The organism is Demequina sp. NBRC 110053, from assembly GCF_002090095.1.
Lineage (GTDB): Bacteria > Actinomycetota > Actinomycetes > Actinomycetales > Demequinaceae > Demequina.
The window spans coordinates 296203-320078 of record NZ_BBRJ01000002.1; the positions used below are offsets into that span (position 1 = coordinate 296203).

Sequence of the window (23876 nt, forward strand, 5' to 3'; positions counted from 1 at the left end):
CAGGGAGGAAGCGGCTAGATGAGCCAGCGGTTCTTCTGGACGGCTCCGAGTCGCTTCCACCACTCGCCCAGGCCGATCGCTTGGTAGCGCACCTCGAGCAGCACCGCTGCGAACACGACCAGGATGTAGACGATGTGCTCGTCGACGAACGGGTTCTGCTGGGGGTAGACCGCTCCCGGCCACGCGTGGCTCGTGTACATCATCGCGAGCATGAGTGCCGCGGCCCACATCGCGACCCTGGTGCCGATGCCGAGCACGAGCGCGAGTCCGATGCCGAGCAGACCGATCATGTAGGGCCAGTCGGTCCACGCCTGCTCGCCCAGACCAGCGTAGAAGTCCGCGAGCGGCCCGCTCGACGACCCCAGATAGCCCTCGGTCATGCGCGCCCCGCTCGCCCACGTGGCGTCGCAGCCGACGTCGACGGCGCCGCTCTCGGTGTCACGGCACGTGGAGAACCCCAGACCGAAGGTCTTGTCGAGGAAGGTCCAGAGGAAGATCCAGCCCACGGCGATGCGCGCCAGGCTGAGGAGAATCCAGCCCGCGCGGGAGCCCGCCGGGCGTTCGACTGCGGTGGTCCTCGTAGGTTCGGTGGTCGCCATGGCGTTCCCCTCGCTCGAAGTGACGGCCGGGCCACGTCGCTCCGACCGCTTCGAGGCTACTCCTGGCGTGGCCGGCTCGCACGGTGAAGCCGCTGGTGCGCGCCCTGTCCAGGGCGTACGGGACGCCGGCGCGGCTTAGCATGGCGAGATGACCAGCACGGAGACTCTGCCACGATTTCCCCAACCCGAGGAGCAGTGGCGCGAGTTCGTCACGGCGTCGGTGCGCGCGAGCCTCGCTCGCGCCACGACTGCCCTCGGGAGCCTGCGGGCCGGTGCCGCGGACTGCGCTTGGGAGGCGTGGAACGATGCCGACATCGAGCTGTCGAACGCGCACCAGCTCGTCGAGTCCATCGCCGAGGTGCACCCCGATGCCGACGTGCGGCACTCCTGCACGGAGCTCGTGCTGGAGATCGCCGCCTTCCGCACCGCCAGGGACGGCGACCCTGAGCTGTACGCCGCGCTCACCGGTGCCCCCGCGCCCGAAGGAGCGGGGTACCTCCGCGACCTGGTGCTGCGAGACTTCCGCCTCCAAGGCGCCCACCTCGACGCACCCGACCGCGAGCGCCTCGCGCAGATTGATCAGGAGCTCGCGTCAGCCGAGACAGCGTTCTCCGAGAACATCCGGGAGGACGTGGGCCGCATCCGCGTGGCGCCGGGCGCGCTCGCCGGCCTGCCGGACGACTACGTCGCCGAGCATCCGCGCGGCGAGGACGGCTTGGTGGAGATCACGACGGACTACCCCGACATGGCGCCGTTCCTCGCCATGGCTCACGACCGGGCGGCACGTGAGGCGCTCGTGCGCGTCGACTACGACCGCGCGTACCCCGCGAACGACGAGGTGCTGGGCCGCATCCTGCGACTGCGGGACGAGAAGGCGAGACTGCTGGGCTTCTCGGGGTGGCCGGACTACGCGACCGCACGCATGATGATGCGAGACGGCGCCGGCATCGAGGCGTTCCTCGAGCAGGTCGACGCCGCCGCGCGCCCAGCAGGCACCGCGGACGCCGCGATGCTCCTCGAGCGTCTGCGCGACGACCACCCGGAGGCGGCGGGGATCACCGTCGCCGACTCGCGGTACTACATCGAGAGGATCAAGGCCGAGCGGTTCGGAGTCGACCCGCATGAGGTGCGTCGCTTCCTTGACTTCGGGCGGGTCAGGGACGGCATCCTCGAGCTGGCCGGCGAGCTGTTCGACCTCCGGTTCGATACCGTCGCCGATGCGCCCCGGTGGCACGCCGACGTCGAGGCGTACGACGTCGTCTCAGGTGACCAGCGCATCGGCCGCATCCTTCTGGACATGCATCCCCGCGCTGGCAAGTACGGACACATGGCGTGCTTCCCCATCGTGACCGGGATCGCGGGGCGCCAGCTGCCGGTGAGCGCGCTCGTGTGCAACTTCCCGCGCGGCTCCATGACGTTCGACGACCTCCAGACCTTCCTGCACGAGTTCGGACATCTCCTGCATGCCATCCTGTCCGGCGCCGGTCGCTGGATGAGGCTGGCTGGCCTGTCGGAGCGGGGCGAGTGGGACTTCGTGGAGGCGCCCTCCCAGCTGCTCGAGGAGTGGGCGTGGGACCACACCGTGCTCGCGCGATTCGCGGTCGATGGCGATGGCACCGCCATCCCCGCCTCGCTCGTCGAGAGCCTGCGCTCGAGCCGCCACCTCGCTCACGGGCTGCTGACCTGCCGCCAGCTCGTCTACGCACAGCTGTCGTACCGGCTCCACCGCGACGTGCCGCAGGATCGTGCCGCGTTCGCGACCGCGATCGAAGAGCGCTACGACGTGCGCGAGCTCCTCACCGGAACCCACCAGTACGCGAGCTTTGGCCACCTCACGACCTACTCGGCCTGCTACTACACGTATCAGTGGAGCCTCGCGATCGCGCGAGACCTCTTCACGGGGTTCGATCAGGACGACCTGCTGAACAAGGACAACGCGAGGCGATACCGCGATGCCGTGCTCGTTCCCGGCGGGGAGCGGCCCGCGAGCGCGCTGGTCGAGGAGTTCCTCGGGCGCCCCTTCAGCGCGGAGGCATACACGACGTGGCTGGCTCAGCTGGACACCACGGGCGCCGCGACTGAGTCGCGCGGCGCGCCGACGGCCTGAGCGTCGGCTACGGGAACTCCAGGGGCGCCCGCAGCTGTGCATGGAGATGCGCCGCCACCACTGCGGCCATGGAGGTCGGCAGGGTGCCCAGCAGCCACTGCACCTGGAGTCCGTCGAGCAGGGCGATGAGCTGCGCCCCGGCGATCTCAGGGTCGACGCCTTCGACCAGGTCGCCGGCCTCCCGCGCCACCGCATACGCGCCGACGAGGCTCGCGAGCAGCCGCTCGTAGCGCCCCCGGAAGTAGTCGTGCGCAGGGTGGTCAGCGCTCGTCGCCTCGGCGGACAGCGTGGTGAAGAGCTCGACGAGCGGACGCTGGGTCTCGTTCTTCTCGGCCGAGCCGACCATGGACCTCAGCGCCTCGCGGCCGAGCTCGCTGCGCACCGGGTTGTCGAGCGCCCCCTGCTGGTCGCGGTGCTCGAGCACCGCCATCAGGAGGGCCTCCTTGGTCGGGAAGTGGTAGAGCACGCCTGGGTGCGTCATCCCCGCTCGCGCCGCGATGTCGCGCAGGGATCCCGCCCGATAGCCCGACTCGCAGAACTGCTCCGTCGCGGCGGCGATGATGTGCGCGCGAGTGTCGCGACCGCGCTGCTGTCGACCATCGAGAGGCTCGGGCTCGGACATGAACGGCAACTTACCACGCGGTAAGGAACTTTGGTAGCATCGTCACGGCCTCGATGCAGACCGCCCCGCCGCGAAAGGACCCTCATGGACGCTCCCGCCTACCTCGACTCGTCGCTCACGACCGCGGACAGGGTCGCTGATCTCGTCTCGCGCATGACTCTGCCCGAGAAGGTGGGCCAGATGATGCAGCTCAACTCGAAGGACGGCGTGACGGGGCTCATCGAGGACTTCCACGTGGGCTCGATCCTCCACACCTCCCCCGCGGCCATGGTCGAGGCCGACACCGCGGTGCGCGGATCCCGCCTGCGCATCCCGCTGCTGGTGGGCGAGGACTGCATCCACGGCCACTCGTTCTTCGAGGGCGCCGAGATCTACCCCACGCAGCTCGGGCTCGCGGCGACATGGGATCGCGACCTCGTGCAGCGCATCGCGCGCGCTACAGCAGTCGAGGTCTCCGCCACCGGCATCCACTGGACCTTCTCTCCGGTGCTGTGCATCACGCGCGACCTCCGCTGGGGCCGGGTGTCCGAGACCTTCGGCGAGGACCCGTACCTGATCGGCGAGCTCGCCTCCGCGATGGTGGCCGGATACCAGGGAGACGGACTCGACGACCCGACGGCGATCCTCGCGACGGCCAAGCACTTCGCCGGATACTCCGAGACGCAGGGGGGCCGCGATGCCTCCGAGGCCGACCTGTCGCGGCGCAAGCTGCGCTCGTGGTTCCTGCCGCCCTTCGAACGCGTGGCCCGCGAGGGCTGCCGCACCTTCATGCTCGGCTACCAGGGCATCGACGGCACGCCCATCACCGTGAACGACTGGCTCCTGAACGACGTGCTGCGCGGAGAGTGGGGCTACGCCGGAACCCTCATCACCGACTGGGACAACGTCGGCAACCTCGTGCGCGAGCAGCGCATGTTCCCCGACTACGCGACCGCCGCCGCTGCCGCCGTGAACGCGGGCAACGACATGATCATGGCGACCCCGGCCTTCTTCGACGGCGCCCAGGAGGCCGTGGCGCGGGGCCTGCTGCCCGAGGAGCGCATCGACGAGGCCGTCGGTCGCATCCTCACGCTGAAGTTCGACCTGGGCCTGTTCGAGAACCCCCGCCTGCCGGACGCCGACCGCCAGCGGGAGGTCATCGGACAGGACGCCCATCGCGCGCTGGGCCTCGAGGCTTCCCGGCGCTCGCTCGTGCTGCTCGAGAACGACGGGCTGCTGCCGCTCGACACGGGCGAGGGCGCCCCTCCGCGCCGCATCGCCGTCGTGGGTCCCAACGCGCACGACGCCCAGACGCAGCTGGGCGACTGGGCCGGCAGCTCCGGCCAGGCCGATTGGCTGCCGCACGGCCAGCCCCGCGACATGATCCTGACCACCGTGGACGGCCTGCGTGAGCAGGTCCCCGACGGCTGGGAGGTGACGTACGAGCGCGGCGCAGAGATCGGCACCACGGGTCCCGACCCCGAGGGCGAGACCTTCGCGGACGGCCAGCCCCGGCCGCACATCATGAACGCGGCCGAGCCTGACGCGGATCAGATCGCCGCCGCCGTCGCCGCGTCCCAGGGCGCCGATGCCGTGGTCGCCGTGCTCGGCGACCGCATCGAGCTCATCGGCGAGGGCCGCTCCACCGCGACGCTCGAGCTGCTGGGCGGGCAGGTCGCCCTGCTCGATGCCCTCGTCGAGACCGCCACCCCGGTCATCCTCGTCGTGCTCGCCTCCAAGCCCCACGTGCTTCCCCCGTCGGCGGAACGCGCATCGGCGATCATCTGGGCTGCCAACCCTGGCATGCACGGCGGCCAGGCCATCGCGGAGCTGATCCTGGGAGCGATCGAGCCCAGCGGTCGCCTGCCGCTCTCGTGGCCGCGCCACGTGGGCCAGCAGCCCACGTACTACAACCAGATCGACGCCCAGCACGGGCACCGCTACGCCGATCTCACTCAGGAGCCGCGGTGGGTGTTCGGCGAGGGCCGGAGCTTCACCACGGTCGAGTACTCCGACCTGCAGCTGCTCGCGCCGGGCGACGACGATGTGGTCCGCGCGCACGTCACCCTCGCCAACACCGGCTCGCGCCCCGCGCTCGAGACGGTGCAGGTGTACGTGCGCGACGAGGTCACGTCGGCGACGTGGGCCGACCGCGAGCTCAAGGCGCACCGACAGGTGACCCTCGCGCCGGGCGAGACGCGCGCCGTCGAGCTCGAGCTTCCGCTCGCGGCATGCTCGATCGTCAATGCCGAGGGCGAGCGCGTCATCGAGCCGGGAACGTTCACCATGCTCGTGGGCCCATCGTCACGCCTGCGGGACCTGCTGTCCGTGCGGTTCAGGATCGGCTAGCCCATGTCGGACGCCACACGGCCCATGCGCACGGCGACCGTGACCCGCGACCTGCGCCGCGCCCGCCTGGGCGTCTCGCTGATCTTCGCGACCAACGGCATCCTGCTTGGGAGCCTCGCGCCGCGTCTGCCCGAGCTGCGCGACGGCCTGAGCCTGTCCTACGGCCAGCTGGGCGTCGCGATGGCGATGTGGCCGGTAGGCGCGCTGCTGCTGGGCCTCGCCTCCGGCACCCTCATCCGACGCTTCCGGTCGTCACGCGTCGCGGTCGCAGGCATGGTGCTGTGTGCGATCGCGCTGATGGGCGCCGGGCTCGCGAGCAACGTCTACCTGTTCGCGGCGGCGCTGTTCGTCGTGGGAGCGACGGACGCGTGGGTCGACGTCGCGCAGAACTCTCACGGCCTGCGGGTCCAGCGACTGTACCGGCGCTCGATCAACAATGGCTTCCACGCGATGTGGTCGCTGGGCGCCGTCACGGGCGGACTGCTGGGCGCAGCGGCCGCAGGCCTCGACGTCTCAGTGCGGTGGCAGTTCGCGGGCATGGTGGTGCTGGTGGTCGCGATCAACGTCGTGACCTACCCGCTGCTTCTCAAGGGGCCCGAGCCGCAGACCACCGCCGACGAGGGAGCCGATGAGGCCGCCATGCCTCACGAGGCGCCGCGCCGCGCCGGCTCACCTCGCCTGTGGCTGCTGCTGGGGGCGCTGTCCCTCATCTCGATCGCGGGAGCATGGGCGGAGGACGCGGCGGCGACCTGGGCGGCCAGCTACCTGCGCGACGAGCTCGCCGCGCCCGCCGCCATCGCGGCCTTCGGATTCGTGTCCCTGCAGGGCTGCCAGTTCGTCGGGAGGCTCACGGGCGACCGCATGATCGACCGGTTCGGTCAGCGCGCCGTCGCGCGCACCGGCGGGCTGCTGATGTTCGTCGGCATGGGTCTCGCTCTCGCGTTCCCGTCGGTGTGGGGCACGATCGTCGGGTTCGGCGCTGCCGGCCTGGGCATCGCCACCCTGATCCCCGGCGCGTTCCACGCAGCGGACGAGCTTCCAGGCCTCAAGTCCGGCAGCGGCCTCACGATCGTGGGCTGGACTCTGCGCCTGGCGTTCCTGCTGTCGCCGCCGATCGTGGGCGCGATCGCCGACGCCACGTCGCTGCGCGTCGGGCTCGCGATCATGCCGGTCATGGGCCTGCTGGTCGTGCTGCTCGCGGGAGTCATGGAACCGCGCCGCCTCCAGGCTTCGCCCTCTGCGTCGAACGGTCCCCTGTAAAACGGATCTCGGAGCACCGCGCGCTCGAGGCGCGCGCTATGGGATCGTGGTCGGTGATGCAGCCCTTCACCAAGACGCGTTCCGATGCTCCGGCAGGCTTCTTCGAGGCCGAGGCGGCCGGGCTGCGCTGGCTGGCCGCCGCGCGCGGGGCTCGCGTGGCAACCGTTCTCGAGGCAGAGCCTGGTCGCATCGTCCTCGAGCGCATCGTCCCGTCCCGCCCCACCCCCGAGGCGGCGCGTGCATTCGGGCGCGACCTGGCGAGCACGCACGGGGCCGGCGCCGACGCCTTCGGGTCGCCGCCCGCAGGCTGGGACGGCCCGCTGTACATCGGTTCCCGCGAGATGCCCTCCCACACCGCCGACGCGTGGGGCGCCTTCTACGCACAGGCTCGGGTCGAGCCATTCCTGGCGCCGGCGGTGGCGAACGGCCATCTCACCGCCGCCGAGGAGGAGCAGGTGCGTGAGGCCTGCGCGGTGGTCGCCAGCGGCACGTTCGACGATGCCACTGCGCCAGCACGCATCCACGGCGACCTCTGGGCGGGCAATCTACTGTTCGACGCCGACGGCGCCATCCTGATCGACCCCGCCGCGCACGGCGGGCACCCCGAGACCGACCTGGCGATGCTGGCGCTCTTCGGCGCGCCGCACCTCGACGAGATTCTCGCGGGCTACAAGGAGCGGTCGCGCCTCGCGACCGGCTGGCGGGAACGGGTGCCGGTGCACCAGCTGCACCCCCTCGCGGTGCACGCTGCCGGCCACGGGCGCTCCTACGGCGTCGAGCTCGCGCGGGCGGCTCGCGCGACGCTCCGACTCGCCGGTGCCGCCGCCTGACGGAACGAGCTCGAGCCGAGATGTGGAGCGCTGCGGGAATGAATCGGCGGCGGTCGCGTTGATAGATGCAAACGCATATAATTGCGGTCAAGGAACCGATGTGCACTCCAGGAGGCACCCCATGCAGTTCGGCATCATGTCCGTCTCGGACATCACTCGCGACCCGGTCACCGGCCACACGCCGTCGGAGGCCGAGCGCATCGACGCGATCAAGCAGATCGCCGTGAAGGCCGAGGAGGTGGGACTCGACGTCTTCGCGATCGGCGAGCACCACAACCCGCCGTTCTTCAGCTCCTCGCCCACGACGCTGCTCGCGCACATCGGGGCGCTGACCGAGCGTCTGATCCTCACCACGAGCACCACGCTCATCACCACCAACGACCCGGTGCGCATCGCCGAGGAGTACGCGATGCTGCAGCACCTCACCAAGGGCCGCATGGACCTGATGCTCGGCCGCGGCAACACCGCGCCGGTGTACCCGTGGTTCGGCCAGGACATCCGCCAGGGCCTCCCCCTCGCGCTCGAGAATTACAACCTGCTGCACCGCCTGTGGCGCGAGGACGTCGTGGACTGGGAGGGTAACTTCCGCGGCCCCCTGCAGGGCTTCACGTCCACGCCGCGACCGCTCGACGACGTCCCGCCGTTCGTGTGGCACGGGTCGATCCGCACGCCCGAGATCGCCGAGCAGGCCGCGTACTACGGCAACGGCTACTTCGCGAACAACATCTTCTGGCCCAAGGAGCACTACAAGCGCCTCATCGACTTCTACCGCCGCCGCTTCGAGGCGCACGGGCACGGCGCTCAGAAGGAGGCGATCGTCGGGCTGGGTGGCCAGGCCTTCATCGCGAAGAGCAGTCAGGCCGCGCGCGACCAGTTCCGCCCCTACTTCAACGAGGCCCCCGTCTACGGCAACGGACCGCGCATGGAGGACTTCGAGGAGATGACCCCGCTGTCGGTGGGCAGCCCGCAGGAGGTCATCGACAAGACGCTGACCTTCCGCGAGGCGTTCGGTGACTACCAGCGCCAGCTGTTCCTGATCGACCACGCCGGCCTGCCCCTGAGCATCGTCCTCGAGCAGCTCGAGCTGCTGGGCGGCGAGGTCGTACCGGTCCTGCGCAAGGAGCTCGACGCCAAGCGCGAGCCCGGCACGGCCGAGGCGCCCACGCACGCGGGCCTTGTCAAGGCCAAGTACGGCGATGCCGAGCCGCGCCAGCCCCGCCCGAACGCCAACCGCGGCGACAACGTCACGGGCGGCTCGCCCTACCAGGACTCCGAGTCCAGCGTCGCCGCGTACCCCTCGATGTGAGCACGGCGATGAGCACTGTGAGCGCCGATGCGCGGGCGAGGTCCCGCACGCACCTCGCCAACGACGCGTGGGAGGCATCGCTCGCCGCCCACGCGGCGCTGATGCGCCGCTTCAGCACCGAGGACGTGTGGCACGGGCTGTCGATGCGCGAGTACGACGTGCTCTACACCCTCTCCAAGTGCTCCGGCCCCCAGCGGCTGGGCGAGGTCGGCAGGCACGTGCTGCTGAGCCAGCCGGCGCTGTCACGGCTGGTCGACCGCCTGGTCGACAAGGGCTTGGTGGGCCGATGCGCCGACCCCGCCGATGCGCGCGCGGCTCACCTCTCGCTCACCGACGAGGGTCGGGCGCTCCAGCGGCGGGTCGGCCGCGCGCACGGTCGCGCCGTCGCGGCAGCCATGACTGCCGCACTGACCGATGAGGAGCTCGCGCTCCTCGAGACCCTCTCTCGCAAGCTCACGGAGGAGACCCCATGACCACCGAGACGTACAACCTCGTCACCGTCAGCGCCGGCGTGTCCGACCCGTCATCGACGCGGCTGCTCGCCGACCGGGCCACCCAGCGCGCCGTCGCGATCCTCGAGTCCCGCGGGCACAGCGTCACGGTCAGCTCGATCGACCTGCGCGAACTGCTCCCGGAGCTGCCCCAGGCCCTGTCGAGCCAGCTCATGGGACCCAGGTTCACCCAGGCGATCGAGCGCCTGCAGGCCGCCGACGGCATCATCGCCGCCGCGCCGGTGTACAAGGCCGCCGCCTCAGGGCTGCTGACGAGCTTCTTGCAGGTGCTCGACAACGACCTCCTCATCGGCAAGCCGGTGATCCTCGCCGCGACGGCGGGCACCGCCCGCCACGCGCTCGTCGTGGACGGGGAGATGCGCGCGCTCTTCGCCTACCTGCGCGCGCTGCCGGTGCCGACGGGCCTGTTCGCCTCCACCGAGGACTGGACCGACAAGGCGCTCGGCACCCGCATCGATCGCGCGGCCACGGAGCTGGCGATCCTCGTCGAGTCGGGCTTCGCGAGAAAGGTGCGCGACGACTCGTGGGCTCGCTATCAGCACGAGTACGGATCGGCAGGGGGCACGGAGCTCGGCATCGACCTCGACTCGGACATGATGCGGCTGGCCACGGGCGGCTCGCTCCGTGACGGCTCGCACGAGCCGTTCGACCTGCGGGACAGCTAGACGGAAGACCGCGTCGCGCGCGGGCGTTGCCCTAGGCGCCATCCACACCGACGAAGGGATCACGATGACCGACACGACCTGGAACGAGGACGCGCAACGCTACGAGCTGCGCGTCGATGGCGACCTCGCAGGCTTCATCGAGACGGAGCGCGATGGCGATGTCCTCGCCTTGACCCACACGGAGCTGCTCGAGTCGTATCAGGGCAAGGGGCTGTCCAAGCCTCTGATCTCCGCGGCGCTCGAGGACGCCATCGAGAAGAATCTGACGGTCGCGCCCATCTGCGGTGCTGTCGCGGCCTACGTCGAGCGCCACGACGTGCCGGGACTCCAGCTGGTGGACAAGCAGGGGTGACGCGGCTCGATGCGCCGTCCGACGTGACCGACGAGGTCGCGGAGGCGGGCATGGGCACGAGCGCGCGTCCCGGGCCGCGCGCGATCATGCTCGAGGCCCGCGACGTCCCGTTGGGCGGACTGCGGTCCATGACCGTCAGGCGCGCCCTGCCTCAACGAGAGCTGCCCACCATCGGCGCCTGGTGCTTCGTCGACCGGTTCGGGCCGCAGGTGACGACGATGACGGTCGACGCCCACCCGCACACGGGCCTGCAGACGGTGACGTGGCCGCTCACAGGCGAGGTGCGCCACCGGGACTCGCTCGCATCTCACGTGGTGCTGCGGCCGGGAGCCCTCAATCTCATGACGGCCGGCCGCGGCGTGGCCCACACGGAGCACTCCGTCGCTCCCGACACTGAGCTCGACGCGATCCAGTTCTGGGTGGCGCTGCCGGAGTCGACCCGGCACGCGGGCGCGGCCTTCGAGACTCATGCGACGCTCCCCGCGGTGGCGCTGTCCGGAGGCGCGACCGCGACCGTCGTGCTCGGCGAGCTCGCCGGGGCGCGCTCGCCCGCGAGCGTCCACACGCCCATTGTGGGCGCTCAGGTCGAGCTGCCGGCAGGCTCGACGGCGCGGGTGCCGCTCGACCGCGCCTGGGAGCACGGAATCCTCCACATCGACGGAGACATCGAGGTGATCGCGGACGGCGGCGTGGAGCTCGGTCGCCCGCAGGACAGCGCGATCCTGTACCTCGGCACCGATCGCACCTCGGTCACGCTCCGCACGCGGGAGGGCGCTCGCGCCTTCGTCCTCGGCGGCGAGCCCTTCGCCGACGACCTCGTGATGTGGTGGAACTTCGTGGGGCGCAGCCACGAGGAGATCGCCGACGCGCGCGAGGCCTGGGAGGCTCACGACGCGCGGTTCGGCGTGGTCCCCGAGGCGGACGGCGTACGAATTCCCGCTCCCCCGCTCCCCGCAGTGCGGCTGACGCCGCGGCGGCGCAGAATCTAGGGGCGCGGCACCTCGCGACGAGCCCGCGCGACCACGCGCCCGCGCTGCGAGTCCCAGAAGCGAGCGAGCATCTCGCGCGCCTCCGCGACGTCGGCATCGGCCCCGAAGAGCTCCGTGCCCGGCTCGAAGCGCATGCCCTCGGCCAGAGCGCCCGCCGCGACCGGCTCGAAGCCCAGCTGATCGACGAGCGAGCGGACCGCGCGCACATCCCCCTGATCGTCGCCCGCCACTGCCACGGCGATCCGGTCGGGCTCACCGCGCTCGCGAGCGAGCTCCTCGAGCGCGTAGGCGCTCAGGTGGTTCAGGGCCTTGACCACCCGGGCCCCCGGCAGCAGCCGCTGCACCTGCTCGGACGACGACGTGGTGAGGTCCTCGAACTGAGCGAGATGCCCGTCGAGCTCCCACCAGTAATTGGTGGCGTCGATGACCAGCGCGCCGTCGAACTGGCTCGGGTCGAGCGCACGCACCTTGCCGAGCGGGAGGGCGAGCACCACGACCTGCGCCCCCGCGGCCTGCTCGACCGTCGCCGCTCGGGCTCGCGGCGCTGCCGCCTCGACCTGCGCTTGGATCGCGTCCGGCCCTCGCGAAGCCGCGACGGCCACATCGATCTGCGCATGGTCGGCGAGCGCGGCGAGCGCCAGGCCCACTCGTCCGGCGCCGATGATGCCGAGGTCGCGAGGGAAGGGCGGTGCGATGGGGTCCACGCCCGTACCGTACGCCAGGCGACCGATCGCCGGGCGAGCGCACGGGCGTGACCCGGCGGGTGCATCGGCCCTAGTCGCTCACCTTCATCGCGCGGATCCCGACCGCGAGCCCCACTGCCGCGGTGGCAGCAGCGGCGAGCACGCCCCAGCCCACGGCCGCGTGTGCGAAGTCCCCCGCCATGAGATGGCGCTCGGCCTGGACCACCCAGTTGACGGGATTGAAGGTCGACACCACGGTCATCCAGCGGGGGCCGGCGTCGAGCGGGAGCAGCATCCCTGACAGGATCAGCAGCGGGAAGATCAGTGTCTGCTGCACGGCCCAGAACGCCCACTCTCGATCCTTGGTCTTGAGCGCGAGGGCGTAGGACAACGACCCGAGACCCACGCCGAACGCCGCGAGAATCACCAGGCCCACGAGCAGGCCGAGCGGGTTGGCGCGGAACCCGAACGGCCATGCGATCGCCACGATCACGAGCACCTGCACCACGATGGGCACGACCTCCTTGAGCGCGCGGCCGGCGAGCAGCGAGGCGCGCGACAGCGGAGCCACGAGGGTGCGCTCGTGCGAGCCGGTCATCATCTCGTACTGGAGGTTCGAGCCCGTCGCACCGGTGCCGAACAGGACGATCATCGCGAGCACGCCGGGCACGAACCACGCGAGCGTGTCCGCGGTGGACTCCCCTGAGGTGCCGATGAGCAGCGGGGTGAACAGCCCCAGGAAGACGAGCGGCTGGACGAGCGAGAAGATCACCGAGAACGGATCGCGGGCGACGGGGCGCAGCTCGCGGAGCATGACGTTGAAGGTGTCTCGCGCGCCGGACCGTCCGGCAGCACGGGTGATGTCGACAGCAGTCATGATGAGGCTCCTTCGGTGGCGGGGGTGGGGGTGGTCTCGTGCGCCGCGTCCGCTTCGCGCAGGGTCCGGCCCGTGAGGGCGAGAAAGACGTCGTCGAGGGTGGGCGGGACGCCCGTGGCGCGCTCGACGGCAAGTCCCTGGGCGTCGAGGTCGCGAATCAGGCGCGGCAGCAGGCGCTCCCCGTCGTCGACGTTGGCCGCGACCGTCGTGGCGTCGGGACGCGTGGTCGCGCGCTCGGCGAGCCTCCCGATGGTGGCCTCGGCTGCATCCGCATCGGCCGCGCTGGCGAACCCCAGCGTGATCGCGTCGCCCGCGAGGGTCGCCTTGAGCGCCGGGGCCGTGTCGTCCGCGATCACGCGGCCGGCGTCCATGACCATGACGCGCTCCGCGTAGCGGTCGGCCTCGTCGAGGTAGTGGGTCGTGAGGAAGACCGTCGTGCCATGCTGCTCGCGCAGGTCGAGGATGTGCTGCCAGAGGTTGGCCCGGCTCTGCGGGTCCAGGCCGGTGGAGGGCTCGTCGAGGAAGATCAGCGGCGGGGCGTGCATGAGCCCCAGTGCGATGTCGAGCCTGCGCTTCTGCCCGCCCGACAGCTGCTGGACGGTGCGCGTCGCGAAGCTCGCGAGGTCGAGCGACTCGATGAGCGCATCGGCCCGTGCCTTGGCCTGCTTCGCGGGCACGCCGTAGAAGGCGCCCTGGCTCAGCAGCTCGTCGCGGACGCGCTGCGCGAACGAGCCCGACGTGCCTTGGCCGACGTAGCCGATGCGCGCGCGGACCTGCTCGGGTGTGGTCGCGATGTCGTGGCCCACCACGCGGGCGCCCCCCGAGGTGGGCGGGATCAGCGTGGTGAGCATGCGGATGGTGGTGGACTTGCCCGCGCCGTTGGGGCCGAGGAAGGCGACGAGGCCTCCCGGCTCGACGGTGAAGGACACGTCGGTGACGGCGTCGACCGTGGTCTTGCCGCGACTGAACTGCTTGGTGAGGCCCTCGGCCTCGATGATGGAAGTGGTCATGCCGCCCACGGTAGGCGCCTATGCGGACAGTTCTCGTCCGCATTGCGTGAGATTCTGGTCGCATGGCCGACACCACCGCCCGATCGCTCGCCCTGCTCGACCTGCTGCAGCGCCATCGCCAGTGGACCGGCGCCGAGCTCGCCGCGCGGCTGCGCACCACCGAGCGCACCATCCGCCGCGACATCGAGCGCCTGCGAGAGCTGGGCTACCGCATCGGCTCGACCGCGGGCCGCGAGGGCGGCTACCGCCTCGAGTCGGGAGGCACCATGCCGCCATTGCTGCTGAGCGAGGAGGAGGCCGTCGCCATCGCCGTCGGGCTGCGCGTGGCGGCTGCTGAACAGCTGGTCGACGGCGCCGCGACCGCCCTGTCAGCGATCGCGAAGCTCGAGCAGGTGCTCGAGCCGCAGCTGCGCCGCAAGGTGACGGCGCTGTCGCAGGCCATGACGGCGCCCACCCGCGGGCCGGGTGCGGACGTGCTGCCCGCGCTGCTCGGGCAGGTGGCGCTCGCTTGCCGGGACCGCGAGCGCGTCAGGTTCGCCTACGAAGACGCCCAGGGCAGGACCTCGCGTCGGCGGGTCGATCCGCACGCGCTGGCGCCTGCACGAGGCCGGTGGTATCTGGTGGCGTGGGATCTCGAGCGCGAGGACTGGCGCACCTTCCGCCTCGACCGCATGGCGGGGCTCACAGGTACGGGGGCCCGCTTCACCCCGCACGCGCTGACCCGCGAGGAGATCGACGAGCGCGTCCTCGTCGCCAGCTCCGCCCAGCGTCAGCCGGTCGAGGCGTTCGCCGTGCTCGCGACGACGCTCGCCGACTTCGAGGCGCGCATGGGCGTGTGGGCGGACGGCGCCACCGCGCCCGCGCCCGGCACCACCAGGTGGGGCTTCGGCGGCTCGGACGTGCGCGACCTCATGTACGCCATGTCGTGGCTGCCGCAGGACGTCGACTGGACGGTCGAGATCGACCCGACGCACCGGAGCGCGCTCGCGCAGATGCTCACGACCATGCTGCGGGGGATCGAGAGAGCACCGGCGCCGTCCGCTGACCCGCCCGAGCCCTCCTAGGCTGGGCGGCATGCCCGCTACTCCCCGCGCAGTGTTCCTCGACGTCGACGGCACGTACGCCTCCCACGGCTCCGTGCCCGGAGAGCATGTGGAGGCGGTCCGCGCCGTGCGCGCGAGAGGGCACCGCGTGTTCCTGTGCACGGGACGGCCGCGCGCCCTGCTGTCCGAGGCGATCCTCGCGGCAGGGTTCGACGGCGCAGTGTGCGGCGCGGGCGCCTATGCGGAGCTCGACGGCCGGGTGCTGGCTGATGAGGCGTTCCCCGCCGATCTCGCCGCGCGCACTCTCGACACCTTCGCTCGCCACCACGCGAACATCACCGTGGAGGCGACGGAGGCGATGTACGTGCTGCCCAGCGGACGGGACGCCATGGACGCCAAGGCGCCGGCGGGCGGCGGCAGGCAGGCACAGGTGTGGCAGGACATCATCGCGGCGCGGCGCGTGGTGGACACGTTCGCCGGGGTGCGGTTCGCGAAGATCGTCTCCTTCGAGGCCGACGTCCCCCTGGCGCAGATCGCGCAGGAGATCGGGCGGGAGGTGGCCGCAGTGGAGACGTCCATCGAGGACCTCGGCCGCGGCTCGGGCGAGCTGTACCTGGCGCACATCACCAAGGAGGTCGGGATGCGCGCGGTGGTCGAGGCGCTCGGCCTCGACACCTCCCAGGTGGTCGCGGCGGGAGACGGCCCCAACGACATCGAGATGATGCGCTACGCAGGCACCGCGATCGGGATCGAGGGCGGGCACCCTGATGTGCTCGCTGCAGCGGACGTGGTCGTGCCGGGTCCCGACCGCGGTGGGCTCGTGGAGGGCTTCGCGCGCGTGGGTCTGGTCTGACGCAGCGCCACTGACCACGCGGTAGGGAATCTCACGCCGCGACCGGCGGTTGATCTTCCCGGACCCCGCCGCGAAGTGCGACAATGGTCCGTCCCCGCGTGTGCATCGCGCCGTCCCGCCGCGTGGATTCCGTACCTCTGACGCGCACACCCCGGAGGATCCATGTCCGACACCCCTGTGCCCGAGAGCACGGTGCGCGTCCCGGTCGACACGGCCGTCGACGCGACCCGCGACACCCGCGACACCGAGCGCGAGACCACGTCACGGCGAGACAACCTCGTGATCCTGGTCCTCATCGTCTCGGCGTTCACCGTGATCCTCAACGAGACGATCATGGGCGTCGCGATCCCCCACCTGATGGAGGACCTCGACATCACCGCGGTGGACGCGCAGTGGCTCACCGCGGCGTTCCTGCTCACGATGGCCATCGTGATCCCGATCACGGGATGGCTCCTGCAGCGCTTCCCGACTCGGCCGCTCTACCTGGGCGCGATGGGCACCTTCGTGGGCGGCACCGCGCTCGCCGCGCTGGCTCCCGGCTTCGAGGTGCTGCTGCTCGCCCGCGTGATCCAGGCCACCGGCACGGCGGTGATGCTGCCGCTGCTCATGACCACCGTGATCTCGCTCGTCCCCGAGCACGAACGCGGCAAGCGCATGGGCACCATCGGACTGGTGATCTCCGTCGCGCCCGCGCTGGGCCCGACCATCTCCGGGATCATCCTGCAGTTCCTGCCGTGGCGGTACCTGTTCGTCTTCGTCCTGCCGGTCGCGGTCACGGTGCTGGTGTTCGGCCTCCTCAAGATGCGCTCGACCAACGAGACTCGTCCGGCGCCGCTCGACGTCCTGTCCGTGCTGCTCGCTGCCGTGGGGTTCGGGTCGCTGGTGTTCGGCCTGTCGCAGATCGGCGAGTCGGCGGAGGGCAACCTCGCGGCCGCGCTCGGGTTCGTCGCGGTGGGCGTGATCGTGACGACCATCTTCGCCCTGCGTCAGATTGCGCTGCAGAAGCGCGACGCACCGCTGCTGGACCTGCGCGTGTTCCGTGAGAGGACGTTCTCCGTGGCGACCGCGATGTTCATCGTCGCCATGATGGCCCTGTTCGGCACCATCATCCTGGTGCCGCTGTTCACCCAGGGCGTGCTCGAGCTCAGCGTGCTGCAGACCGGCCTCATGCTGCTGCCAGGCGGCCTGCTGATGGGCCTGATGGCCAGGCCCGTCGGCCGTCTGTACGACCGCATCGGCCCCCGTCCGCTGCTCATCCCTGGCACCGCGCTCGTGGCGGCGGCCCTGTGGATCCTGGCGCTGAGCCTGTCCACGGCCACTCGACCGTGGATGATCGTGGCCTGCCACCTGACCCTCAGCGCCGGCCTCGCTCTGATCTTCACGCCGTTGTTCACCGCGAGCCTGGGATCACTGCCCCATCACCTCTACTCGCACGGATCGGCCACCATCTCGACGCTGCAGCAGGTCGCGGCCGCCGCCGGCACGGCCCTGTTCGTGTCGACCATGACGGCCGTCGCTGTCACGCAGGTGGACGCCGGCGCGGCGGAGGCGGCGGCGCAGGCCGCCGGCATCCGCACGGCCTTCTTGGTCGGAGCCGTGCTCGCAACGGTGGGGATCGGGCTCGCGACGCTGATCCGCCGCCCCCAGAAGGTCGACGGCCAGGCGCCGGTCGCGGCGCACTGACCCCCTCCCGCTGCCCGCGGAATGGATCCCTGTCGCTGATCGAGTGCCGTAGACCAGCGAAAGGGATCCACTTCGCTTGGAGGGGGAAGCGGTCAGGGCAGGAAGTCGACCCTGTCGTCGCCCCTCAGCGCAGCGCCGATGCGCTCGCTCATGTCCGCGGTCAGGTCCGGCAGCTCGGTGGTCAGGAACCAGCGCGCCTCAGCGTTCTCGCCGTCCGCCGGATAGGGCTCTCCGCTCACCCACCTGAAACGATAGGTGAGGTCGAGGTACTGGGCTCGGTCGCCGTTGGCATAGGTCATGGGCTCGAGCGCGCGCACCCGCACGAGGGCCTCGGGCACCGCGATGACGGCGGCCTCCTCGAGCGCCTCCCTGGCGCCGGCGCCTGCCGGCTGCTCGCCCGGGTCGATGATGCCGGTGACCGGCGTCCACGCACCGTTGTCTGCACGCTTGACGAGCAGCACCTCCGTGCCGAGCGCGGTCTCGCGCACGATGACGGCCGTCACGCCCGGAAGCCACAGGAGGTCGTGGCCGATGGCCTCGCGAAGACGCAGCACGAAGTTAGGGGTCGGCATGCTTCCCCGGCTCGTGTGGCGCGTCCGCAGCGCGGTGGACCGCCGTCGGATCGATGCGCACCCACTCGGGATGCTTCGCGGTGCGCCCGTCGCCGGAGGACCGGCGCGTGAGTCGCCGCCCGATCCACGGCAGCACGTAGCGCGCATAGTACTGCGCCTCGACCAGGGCGCGTCGCGACTCGGGCGCACTGTCCGTCGACGTCGGCAGGTCCGTCTCGACGCCGAGCGCGGTGAGGACGCGTGCCGCGACGCGCTCGTGTCCCAGCGGGCCCAGGTGAAGGCGGTCGGCCGACCAGTAGGGTGCGCGCCGCAGCTCCTGGTCCGACCAGTTGTCGACGAACAGCTGCTCGGGATGGCGCTCGAGGATGCCGTCGACGGCCTCCAGGTAGATGCGCCCGCGGTCGGACATCATCGCTCCGCGCGGGAGGCGCATGGTCGGGTCGCCGCCCGACAGCAGGAGCAGTCCCACGCCCTCCTGGGCGCAGCGGTCGATCGCGTGCTCGATCAGCCCCACGATCCTGTCGAGGTCGAATCCCGGGCGCATCATGTCGTTGCCGCCGCCGTTGAAACTGATGAGCGTGGGCTGCGGCTCCAGGGCCAGGGCGGCCTCGAGCTGGTCGCGCACGATCGGTTCGATGAGGCGTCCGCGGATCGCGAGGTTGACGTAGTCGACGGGCTCGTCGAGTCCCGCAGCCAGCCCGGCCGCGACGAGGTCCGCCCATCCCCGAACGGAACCGTCAGGGAGGTCGTCTCCCACACCTTCGGTGAAGCTGTCGCCGATCGCCGCAAAACGCATGAGAGCGAGCCTAGCCGCGCCAGGGGTGCGCCGGTACTCAGCCTCGGCGCAGGGCCGACAGGTCGCGGAGAAAGCGCTCCGGCTCGTCCTCCAGCCGTGGATCGCGCGGATCGCAGGCGCCGTCGAGCCGCCCCGGCTCGTCGTGCGCCAGCGCCTCGAAGCGTGCGCACCAGTCGCGCTCGGGTGCGCCTGCACTCGCGAACAGCTCGAACGTCACCCCGAGTGCGGCTGGACAGCTCAGCGAGGCGACCACCGCATCGGCGATCTGCGACCGCGCGACGGGACGGCGTGAGTCCACGTGCGTGGCGTCGCCCTGCTCGAGCGTGACGGCCTGGTGGCCCGCCGGCTCGAGGTCGAACCACCCGGGCCGGATGACCGTCGCGGGCAGGCCTGACGCACGCAGCAGCCGCTCTCCCCTGCGCTTCCAGTGCATGGCCTCGCGCCAGCTGCCGGTCGCATGGGTGACGGCCATCGATGTCATCAGCACGACGTGGGGTCGGGTGCCGCCGGTCGCACGCAGCACCGCCGGCACGGCCCCGTAGTCCACATCCTCCGGACGCGCCGAGCCGGATGCGCCGTGCACCATGACCACCGCATCGGCCCCGCGCAGTGCGGTCGCGAGCGCGACCGGGTCGTCGAGATCGCCTACCACGCGCTCGGCTTGCGGCGGCAGGGACGATGCACGCGCCGGGTCGCGCACGAACGCGACGGTGTCGTGCCGGGCCGCCACCAGGGCAGGCACCACCACTCTGCCGACGCTGCCCGTCGCACCGATCACCGCCACTCGTGCCACGCCTCCATCGTGCCGCATGCGGCCAGCGTGTGAGGATGGAGCCATGACGACGATCTCCGACTTCACGGCCACAGCCCTCGATGGCGAGGAGCGCGACCTCTCCGCCTATGCGGGACGGGTGGTGCTCGTCGTCAACACCGCGTCCAGGTGCGGCTTCACGCCGCAGTTCGAGGGACTCGAGGAGCTGTACGAGCAGTTCGGAGGCGACGGCTTCGTCGTGCTGGGCTTCCCGACCAATCAGTTCAAGCAGGAGCTCTCGGACGCCGCCGAGATCGGCGAGTTCTGTCAGCGCAACTACGGCGTCACGTTCCCCATGTTCGCGATGATCGATGTCAACGGCAAGGGCGAGCATGCGCTGTACACATGGCTCAAGTCGGAGGCCGGCGGCAGGCTCGGCTCGGCGATCAAGTGGAACTTCACGAAGTTCCTCGTGGGCAGGGACGGGCATGTGGTCAAGCGCTACGGATCCCAGACCGAGCCCGCCGACATCGCCGACGACATCCGCGCCGCCCTCGCCGCCTGAGCGGCCCGCGTGCGGGAATACACGGCCGCTCGCGTACGCTACTTACTTGACGCTTCAATCATGAGGAGCGCGAGAGGGAGCAGAACATGACTGACGTGACGTTCGGCATCGAGACGTTCGGCGACCTGCCGCTGCACGACTCGGGCGAGCCGATGAGCCACGCCGCATCGCTGCGCCAGGTGGTCGAGGAGGCCGCGCTCGCCGACCAGATCGGCATCGACGCCGTCGCGCTCGGCGAGCACCACCGCGCCGATTTCGCGATCTCCTCCCCCGAGATGGTGCTCGCCGCGATCGCCTCGCGCACCGAGCACGTCACGCTGGGCTCGGCGGTGACCGTCCTCAGCTCCGACGACCCGGTCCGCGTGTTCCAGCGCTTCTCGACCCTGGACGCGGTCAGCGGCGGGCGCGCCGAGGTGATCCTCGGCCGGGGCTCGTTCACCGAGTCCTTCCCGCTGTTCGGCTTCGACCTTGCTGACTACGAGGTGCTGTTCGAGGAGAAGATCGAACTCTTCTCGCGCCTGCTCACCGAGCGACCCGTGACGTGGGAGGGCACCACCCGAGCCGCACTCTTGAACGCCGACGTCTATCCCAAGACCGATTCAGGCTCCCTCACCACCTGGGTGGGCGTGGGCGGCTCGCCGCAGTCCGTGATCCGCACCGCCCACTACGGCTTCCGCCTCATGCTCGCGATCATCGGCGGCGCTCCCGAGAGGTTCGCTCCGTACGTCGACCTCTACCGGCGCGCGACCGAGCAGCTGGGCACGACCGCCCACCCCGTCGGCATGCACAGCCACGGGTTCATCGCCGCGACGGACGAGGAGGCACGGGAGGCGTACTTCCCTGGCTACAAGGCCATGCGCGACCGCATCGGCGCCGAACGCGGCTGGCCACCCATGTCCCGCGCCGACTACGACGGCGAGATCGACCACGGCTCGCTGTATGTGGGCGCCCCCGCCACCGTCGCCGCGAAGATGGCGGCGGCGATCACGGCTGTCGACGCGGGCCGCTTCGACCTCGTCTACACCGGCGGCGGAGCCATGCCCGCGAGCGCCCGCATGACCGCCGTCGAGCTGTTCGGCACCCAGGTGATCCCTCGCGTCAAGGAGTTGCTCGCGCAGGGTGGGACGCGATGACCGCGCTGGAGGTGCGCACCGTCGGCGTCCTGGGCGCGGGCAAGTTCGGCACGGTGGTCGCGCGCCTCGCCGTGGCAGCCGGCTACGACGTCCTCGTCGCAGGATCGGGCGACCCGGAGCGCATCGCGCTGACGCTCGAGGTCCTCGCTCCCGGTGCGGGCGCGGTGACGGCCGATGCGCTGGCCGAGCGGGCGGACGCGGTCGTGCTGGCGCTGCCGCTGGGGCGGCACGATCGGCTCGACGCCGATGCGCTGGCAGGCACCGTGGTCATCGACGCGATGAACTACTGGTGGGAGGTCGACGGGGTCCGCGACGACCTCACGGACCCGAGCACGACGTCCTCCGAGATCGTCGCCCGGCACCTCGCCGGCGCGCGCGTCGTGAAGGCGCTCAACCACATGGGCTATCACGACCTCGACGAGGGCGGCCGGCCGTTCGGCCACGTCGACCGCCGCGCCATCGCGATCGCCTCCGACGACGACAACGCCGCCGCGACCGTCGCGCGCGTCGTCGACGCCCTCGGTTTCGACCCCGTGCACATCGGAGCGCTGCGCGCTGGCCGTCATCTGCAGCCGGGCACCCCGGCCTTCGGCGCGAATGTGGCAGCACCCGAGCTCGTCGCGCTGGTGGCCCGTTCCAAGGCGGACAGGGAAGTCGCGGTGTAGCGGGAGCGCCCGTCGCATCACTCTGCGAACGCCAGGCCGCGCCGCTCGCACTCCTCCGCGAGGATGCGCACGGCCCGAGGTCCCACGCCATGCAGAGCGAGCAGGCGCGCCCTTCCGAGGGTCGCCACCTGCTCAAGCCGCGTGAGACCCTGAGCCACGAGCGCACTGTTGGCAGGGCGTCCGATGGGAGGAAGGTCGCCGATCTGCGCAGGGACGTCTCGGGTGCTCATATTGCCCACGCTAGCGCCGCGCCCGGGAAAGGCCGAAGGCCGCTCCCTGAGGGAACGGCCTTCGTGATGCTGTCTCAACACATCGTGGAGCTGAGGGGACTCGAACCCCTGACCCCCTGCATGCCATGCAGGTGCGCTACCAGCTGCGCCACAGCCCCGTGTCCTCGCGGACTCAGGTGCTCCGAAGAGCGACTGACAGCATAACGCACGGCGAGCCCAGGACGCTAATCCGCTCCGACCGCGAACGCGTCCACGTGCCACGCTCCCGATTCCACCTGGAGCACCTCATGCCACGCGGCGTGAGGGACGGAGCCGAACACGCGCGACAAGGGGTCGAGACCCACGAGGTCGAGCAGCCCGAGCTGAATGGCGCTGCCGTGGCTCACCACGACCGTGGTCCTCTCCTCGTCCCACTGTCGCCTGAGAGCGGCGCCCACGCGCGCGGCCACGTCCGAGGAGCGACCCCAGCCAGGGATGTCGGGGTCGAGGCCCCGCTGCCGCGCGGCGAGCTGCTCGGGCCAGCGCGCCTGAATGTCCGCCCAGGTGAGTCCCTCCCACGCTCCGTAAGGGCGCTGGGTGAGCCCGTCGTCGACCGCGACGTCGCCGGCGATGAGGGTCGCGAGCTCGTCCGCCGTGTCGAGGGCGCGGGCCAGCGGCGACGACACGATCCTCAGGTCCTCGCCATACCGGGCGACGATGCGCCGCGCGGCCCGGGCGGCCTGCGCCCTGCCCTCGTGCCCCAGCGGCACGTCGAGCGACCCCTGGAGCCTGCCGTCCGCGTTGTACCCGGTGGGCGCGTGGCGCCACAGCAGCATCAGGCTCATGCGGCGCTGCTCGCAGGCTCGGGCGAGATGTTGTGTCGCTCGAGGGTCCAGTCGCCGCGGCTGCGGCGCGCGAGCCGGGACCACGCCGCATTGCCGAGGTTGCCGAGCGTGCGGTGCTCGAGCGACAGCCCCAGGAGCCCCTGCATCCCCACGCGACCCGAGCTGCCGTGAGTGACGATCACCAGGGGGCCGGACGCGCGGTCGGCCCACTCCTCGATCGCCTCCACCATCCTGGCGCGCACGCTGTCGTGCTGCTCGAAGCCCTCGAGATGCGGGCTTCCGTGCTCGCGCCAGCTGCGCACCTCGTCGGGCCAACCGGCGAGCCGCTCCTCGGGCGTGATGCCCTCCCACGGCCCGTACGCACGCTCTCGCAGGCGCTCGTCGGAGACGGGTGCGACGCCCAGCTGCTCCCCGATGACCGTGGCCGTGTCCAGCGCGCGCGACAGGGGCGAGGAGGCGACGGTCGCTCCTGGGCCCACGATCCGACCGAGCACTCGTGCGGTCGCCACCGCCTGCGCCCGTCCCGCCTCCGTGAGGGGGACGTCCGAGGCCCCCTGCAGGAGGCCCTCGACGTTCCAGGTCGTCTGCCCATGACGAACGACGAACACCCGCATCGGCACC

The 23876-nt window shown here is 71.1% G+C and carries 26 protein-coding genes and 1 tRNA gene; 15 read left to right on the plus strand and 12 right to left on the minus strand.

Translation table 11 applies throughout. From position 1 onward, the window contains the following. Window positions 1–14 precede the first annotated feature (14 nt). Window positions 15–599, minus strand: a complete 585-nt coding sequence (locus tag B7K22_RS01455; RefSeq protein ID WP_200807341.1) for a DoxX family membrane protein — start codon at window positions 597–599, stop codon at window positions 15–17. A gap of 148 nt (window positions 600–747) precedes the next feature. On the opposite strand from B7K22_RS01455, the gene B7K22_RS01460 reads away from it, so the two are divergent. Further along, window positions 748–2706, plus strand: coding sequence for a M3 family metallopeptidase (locus tag B7K22_RS01460; RefSeq protein ID WP_084038021.1), 1959 nt, complete (start codon window positions 748–750; stop codon window positions 2704–2706). A gap of 7 nt (window positions 2707–2713) precedes the next feature. On the opposite strand, the gene B7K22_RS01465 is transcribed toward B7K22_RS01460, so the two are convergent. Beyond that, entirely contained in the window at window positions 2714–3328 is a 615-nt protein-coding gene (locus B7K22_RS01465; protein WP_084038022.1) for a TetR/AcrR family transcriptional regulator, read from the minus strand. Between the two features lie 84 nt (window positions 3329–3412). Here B7K22_RS01465 and B7K22_RS01470 point away from each other — a divergent pair, with 84 nt between their 5' ends. The 8 genes from B7K22_RS01470 (at window position 3413) to B7K22_RS01505 (ending at window position 11570) form a co-directional block, all read left to right on the plus strand. Then, entirely contained in the window at window positions 3413–5656 is a 2244-nt protein-coding gene (locus tag B7K22_RS01470) for a glycoside hydrolase family 3 N-terminal domain-containing protein (protein ID WP_084038023.1), read from the plus strand. A 3-nt stretch (window positions 5657–5659) separates the two neighbouring features. Further along, complete coding sequence (locus tag B7K22_RS01475) at window positions 5660–6916, plus strand: MFS transporter (RefSeq protein WP_234983258.1); 1257 nt, start codon at window positions 5660–5662, stop codon at window positions 6914–6916. Window positions 6917–6954: 38 nt separating this feature from the next. Continuing rightward, on the plus strand, window positions 6955–7746 hold the full coding sequence (locus B7K22_RS01480) for a fructosamine kinase family protein (protein WP_234983259.1): 792 nt from the start codon (window positions 6955–6957) through the stop codon (window positions 7744–7746). A gap of 121 nt (window positions 7747–7867) precedes the next feature. Next, the gene (locus B7K22_RS01485; RefSeq protein ID WP_084038024.1) at window positions 7868–9052 is read left to right on the plus strand and encodes a CE1758 family FMN-dependent luciferase-like monooxygenase; all 1185 of its coding nucleotides are present in this window, start codon (window positions 7868–7870) and stop codon (window positions 9050–9052) included. 8 nt (window positions 9053–9060) lie between these two features. Beyond that, complete coding sequence (locus B7K22_RS01490; protein WP_084039632.1) at window positions 9061–9525, plus strand: MarR family winged helix-turn-helix transcriptional regulator; 465 nt, start codon at window positions 9061–9063, stop codon at window positions 9523–9525. Further along, the gene (locus tag B7K22_RS01495; RefSeq protein WP_084038025.1) at window positions 9522–10229 is read left to right on the plus strand and encodes a CE1759 family FMN reductase; all 708 of its coding nucleotides are present in this window, start codon (window positions 9522–9524) and stop codon (window positions 10227–10229) included. Before B7K22_RS01490 ends, B7K22_RS01495 begins: the two co-directional genes overlap by 4 nt. Before the next feature lie 64 nt (window positions 10230–10293). Beyond that, entirely contained in the window at window positions 10294–10581 is a 288-nt protein-coding gene (locus B7K22_RS01500; RefSeq protein ID WP_084038026.1) for a GNAT family N-acetyltransferase, read from the plus strand. Then, window positions 10578–11570, plus strand: coding sequence for a pirin family protein (locus tag B7K22_RS01505; RefSeq protein ID WP_371327639.1), 993 nt, complete (start codon window positions 10578–10580; stop codon window positions 11568–11570). Before B7K22_RS01500 ends, B7K22_RS01505 begins: the two co-directional genes overlap by 4 nt. Here B7K22_RS01505 and B7K22_RS01510 read toward each other — a convergent pair. From B7K22_RS01510 to B7K22_RS01520, 3 genes are all read right to left on the minus strand, one after another. Then, window positions 11567–12274 (minus strand): NADPH-dependent F420 reductase, encoded by a 708-nt coding sequence (locus tag B7K22_RS01510; RefSeq protein WP_200807342.1) that lies wholly within the window; start codon window positions 12272–12274, stop codon window positions 11567–11569. The two genes, B7K22_RS01505 and B7K22_RS01510, sit on opposite strands and share 4 nt — an antisense overlap. A gap of 70 nt (window positions 12275–12344) precedes the next feature. Next, on the minus strand, window positions 12345–13130 hold the full coding sequence (locus B7K22_RS01515) for an ABC transporter permease (RefSeq protein WP_084038027.1): 786 nt from the start codon (window positions 13128–13130) through the stop codon (window positions 12345–12347). Then, window positions 13127–14140 carry an ABC transporter ATP-binding protein gene (locus tag B7K22_RS01520; protein WP_200807343.1) on the minus strand — a complete coding sequence of 338 codons (1014 nt, stop codon included), beginning with the start codon at window positions 14138–14140 and terminating at the stop codon, window positions 13127–13129. Before B7K22_RS01520 ends, B7K22_RS01515 begins: the two co-directional genes overlap by 4 nt. Window positions 14141–14202: 62 nt before the next feature. Here B7K22_RS01520 and B7K22_RS01525 point away from each other — a divergent pair, with 62 nt between their 5' ends. The 3 genes from B7K22_RS01525 to B7K22_RS01535 all read left to right on the plus strand — a co-directional run bounded on the left by B7K22_RS01525 (window position 14203) and on the right by B7K22_RS01535 (window position 17719). Then, window positions 14203–15204: a YafY family protein gene (locus B7K22_RS01525; protein WP_084038028.1), complete on the plus strand. Its 1002-nt coding sequence runs from the start codon at window positions 14203–14205 to the stop codon at window positions 15202–15204. A gap of 10 nt (window positions 15205–15214) precedes the next feature. After that, the gene (locus B7K22_RS01530; RefSeq protein ID WP_084038029.1) at window positions 15215–16036 is read left to right on the plus strand and encodes an HAD-IIB family hydrolase; all 822 of its coding nucleotides are present in this window, start codon (window positions 15215–15217) and stop codon (window positions 16034–16036) included. Window positions 16037–16198: 162 nt separating this feature from the next. Next, window positions 16199–17719: an MDR family MFS transporter gene (locus tag B7K22_RS01535; protein ID WP_084038030.1), complete on the plus strand. Its 1521-nt coding sequence runs from the start codon at window positions 16199–16201 to the stop codon at window positions 17717–17719. A 92-nt stretch (window positions 17720–17811) separates the two neighbouring features. Here the strand turns inward: B7K22_RS01535 and B7K22_RS01540 are convergent, their stop codons facing one another. The 3 genes from B7K22_RS01540 to B7K22_RS01550 are packed head-to-tail and all read right to left on the minus strand — an operon-like array spanning window position 17812 to window position 19880. Beyond that, entirely contained in the window at window positions 17812–18291 is a 480-nt protein-coding gene (locus B7K22_RS01540; protein WP_084038031.1) for an NUDIX domain-containing protein, read from the minus strand. Next, window positions 18278–19087: an SGNH/GDSL hydrolase family protein gene (locus tag B7K22_RS01545; protein ID WP_084038032.1), complete on the minus strand. Its 810-nt coding sequence runs from the start codon at window positions 19085–19087 to the stop codon at window positions 18278–18280. Before B7K22_RS01545 ends, B7K22_RS01540 begins: the two co-directional genes overlap by 14 nt. 37 nt (window positions 19088–19124) lie before the next feature. Beyond that, window positions 19125–19880, minus strand: coding sequence for an SDR family oxidoreductase (locus tag B7K22_RS01550; RefSeq protein WP_200807344.1), 756 nt, complete (start codon window positions 19878–19880; stop codon window positions 19125–19127). A 43-nt stretch (window positions 19881–19923) separates the two neighbouring features. Between B7K22_RS01550 and B7K22_RS01555 the strand changes: the two genes are divergently transcribed. The 3 genes from B7K22_RS01555 to B7K22_RS01565 all read left to right on the plus strand — a co-directional run bounded on the left by B7K22_RS01555 (window position 19924) and on the right by B7K22_RS01565 (window position 22201). Then, window positions 19924–20403, plus strand: a complete 480-nt coding sequence (locus B7K22_RS01555; protein WP_084038033.1) for a glutathione peroxidase — start codon at window positions 19924–19926, stop codon at window positions 20401–20403. An 86-nt stretch (window positions 20404–20489) separates the two neighbouring features. Next, a complete protein-coding gene (locus B7K22_RS01560) occupies window positions 20490–21536 on the plus strand; it encodes an Atu2307/SP_0267 family LLM class monooxygenase (RefSeq protein ID WP_084038034.1) in 1047 nt (348 codons plus the stop codon). After that, on the plus strand, window positions 21533–22201 hold the full coding sequence (locus B7K22_RS01565; RefSeq protein ID WP_084038035.1) for an NADPH-dependent F420 reductase: 669 nt from the start codon (window positions 21533–21535) through the stop codon (window positions 22199–22201). The genes B7K22_RS01560 and B7K22_RS01565 overlap by 4 nt, the downstream gene beginning before the upstream one ends. Before the next feature lie 17 nt (window positions 22202–22218). On the opposite strand, the gene B7K22_RS01570 is transcribed toward B7K22_RS01565, so the two are convergent. The 4 genes from B7K22_RS01570 to B7K22_RS01585 all read right to left on the minus strand — a co-directional run bounded on the left by B7K22_RS01570 (window position 22219) and on the right by B7K22_RS01585 (window position 23869). Then, a complete protein-coding gene (locus B7K22_RS01570; RefSeq protein ID WP_084038036.1) occupies window positions 22219–22431 on the minus strand; it encodes a hypothetical protein in 213 nt (70 codons plus the stop codon). An 85-nt stretch (window positions 22432–22516) separates the two neighbouring features. Continuing rightward, window positions 22517–22589, minus strand: a tRNA-Ala gene (locus B7K22_RS01575). A gap of 66 nt (window positions 22590–22655) precedes the next feature. Further along, window positions 22656–23255, minus strand: coding sequence for a histidine phosphatase family protein (locus B7K22_RS01580; protein WP_084038037.1), 600 nt, complete (start codon window positions 23253–23255; stop codon window positions 22656–22658). Further along, the gene (locus B7K22_RS01585) at window positions 23252–23869 is read right to left on the minus strand and encodes a histidine phosphatase family protein (protein WP_084038038.1); all 618 of its coding nucleotides are present in this window, start codon (window positions 23867–23869) and stop codon (window positions 23252–23254) included. The genes B7K22_RS01580 and B7K22_RS01585 overlap by 4 nt, the downstream gene beginning before the upstream one ends. Between the last annotated feature and the right edge of the window lie 7 nt (window positions 23870–23876).

What these genes read in the sequence shown, in the direction of transcription:
- B7K22_RS01455 (WP_200807341.1), bottom strand. Translation starts at nt 599, where the DNA reads ATGGCGACCACCGAACCTACGAGGACCACCGCAGTCGAACGCCCGGCG.
- B7K22_RS01460 (WP_084038021.1), top strand. Translation starts at nt 748, where the DNA reads ATGACCAGCACGGAGACTCTGCCACGATTTCCCCAACCCGAGGAGCAG.
- B7K22_RS01465 (WP_084038022.1), bottom strand. Translation starts at nt 3,328, where the DNA reads ATGTCCGAGCCCGAGCCTCTCGATGGTCGACAGCAGCGCGGTCGCGAC.
- B7K22_RS01470 (WP_084038023.1), top strand. Translation starts at nt 3,413, where the DNA reads ATGGACGCTCCCGCCTACCTCGACTCGTCGCTCACGACCGCGGACAGG.
- B7K22_RS01475 (WP_234983258.1), top strand. Translation starts at nt 5,660, where the DNA reads ATGTCGGACGCCACACGGCCCATGCGCACGGCGACCGTGACCCGCGAC.
- B7K22_RS01480 (WP_234983259.1), top strand. Translation starts at nt 6,955, where the DNA reads ATGGGATCGTGGTCGGTGATGCAGCCCTTCACCAAGACGCGTTCCGAT.
- B7K22_RS01485 (WP_084038024.1), top strand. Translation starts at nt 7,868, where the DNA reads ATGCAGTTCGGCATCATGTCCGTCTCGGACATCACTCGCGACCCGGTC.
- B7K22_RS01490 (WP_084039632.1), top strand. Translation starts at nt 9,061, where the DNA reads ATGAGCACTGTGAGCGCCGATGCGCGGGCGAGGTCCCGCACGCACCTC.
- B7K22_RS01495 (WP_084038025.1), top strand. Translation starts at nt 9,522, where the DNA reads ATGACCACCGAGACGTACAACCTCGTCACCGTCAGCGCCGGCGTGTCC.
- B7K22_RS01500 (WP_084038026.1), top strand. Translation starts at nt 10,294, where the DNA reads ATGACCGACACGACCTGGAACGAGGACGCGCAACGCTACGAGCTGCGC.
- B7K22_RS01515 (WP_084038027.1), bottom strand. Translation starts at nt 13,130, where the DNA reads ATGACTGCTGTCGACATCACCCGTGCTGCCGGACGGTCCGGCGCGCGA.
- B7K22_RS01520 (WP_200807343.1), bottom strand. Translation starts at nt 14,140, where the DNA reads ATGACCACTTCCATCATCGAGGCCGAGGGCCTCACCAAGCAGTTCAGT.
- B7K22_RS01525 (WP_084038028.1), top strand. Translation starts at nt 14,203, where the DNA reads ATGGCCGACACCACCGCCCGATCGCTCGCCCTGCTCGACCTGCTGCAG.
- B7K22_RS01530 (WP_084038029.1), top strand. Translation starts at nt 15,215, where the DNA reads ATGCCCGCTACTCCCCGCGCAGTGTTCCTCGACGTCGACGGCACGTAC.
- B7K22_RS01535 (WP_084038030.1), top strand. Translation starts at nt 16,199, where the DNA reads ATGTCCGACACCCCTGTGCCCGAGAGCACGGTGCGCGTCCCGGTCGAC.
- B7K22_RS01540 (WP_084038031.1), bottom strand. Translation starts at nt 18,291, where the DNA reads ATGCCGACCCCTAACTTCGTGCTGCGTCTTCGCGAGGCCATCGGCCAC.
- B7K22_RS01545 (WP_084038032.1), bottom strand. Translation starts at nt 19,087, where the DNA reads ATGCGTTTTGCGGCGATCGGCGACAGCTTCACCGAAGGTGTGGGAGAC.
- B7K22_RS01555 (WP_084038033.1), top strand. Translation starts at nt 19,924, where the DNA reads ATGACGACGATCTCCGACTTCACGGCCACAGCCCTCGATGGCGAGGAG.
- B7K22_RS01560 (WP_084038034.1), top strand. Translation starts at nt 20,490, where the DNA reads ATGACTGACGTGACGTTCGGCATCGAGACGTTCGGCGACCTGCCGCTG.
- B7K22_RS01565 (WP_084038035.1), top strand. Translation starts at nt 21,533, where the DNA reads ATGACCGCGCTGGAGGTGCGCACCGTCGGCGTCCTGGGCGCGGGCAAG.
- B7K22_RS01570 (WP_084038036.1), bottom strand. Translation starts at nt 22,431, where the DNA reads ATGAGCACCCGAGACGTCCCTGCGCAGATCGGCGACCTTCCTCCCATC.
- B7K22_RS01580 (WP_084038037.1), bottom strand. Translation starts at nt 23,255, where the DNA reads ATGAGCCTGATGCTGCTGTGGCGCCACGCGCCCACCGGGTACAACGCG.
- B7K22_RS01585 (WP_084038038.1), bottom strand. Translation starts at nt 23,869, where the DNA reads ATGCGGGTGTTCGTCGTTCGTCATGGGCAGACGACCTGGAACGTCGAG.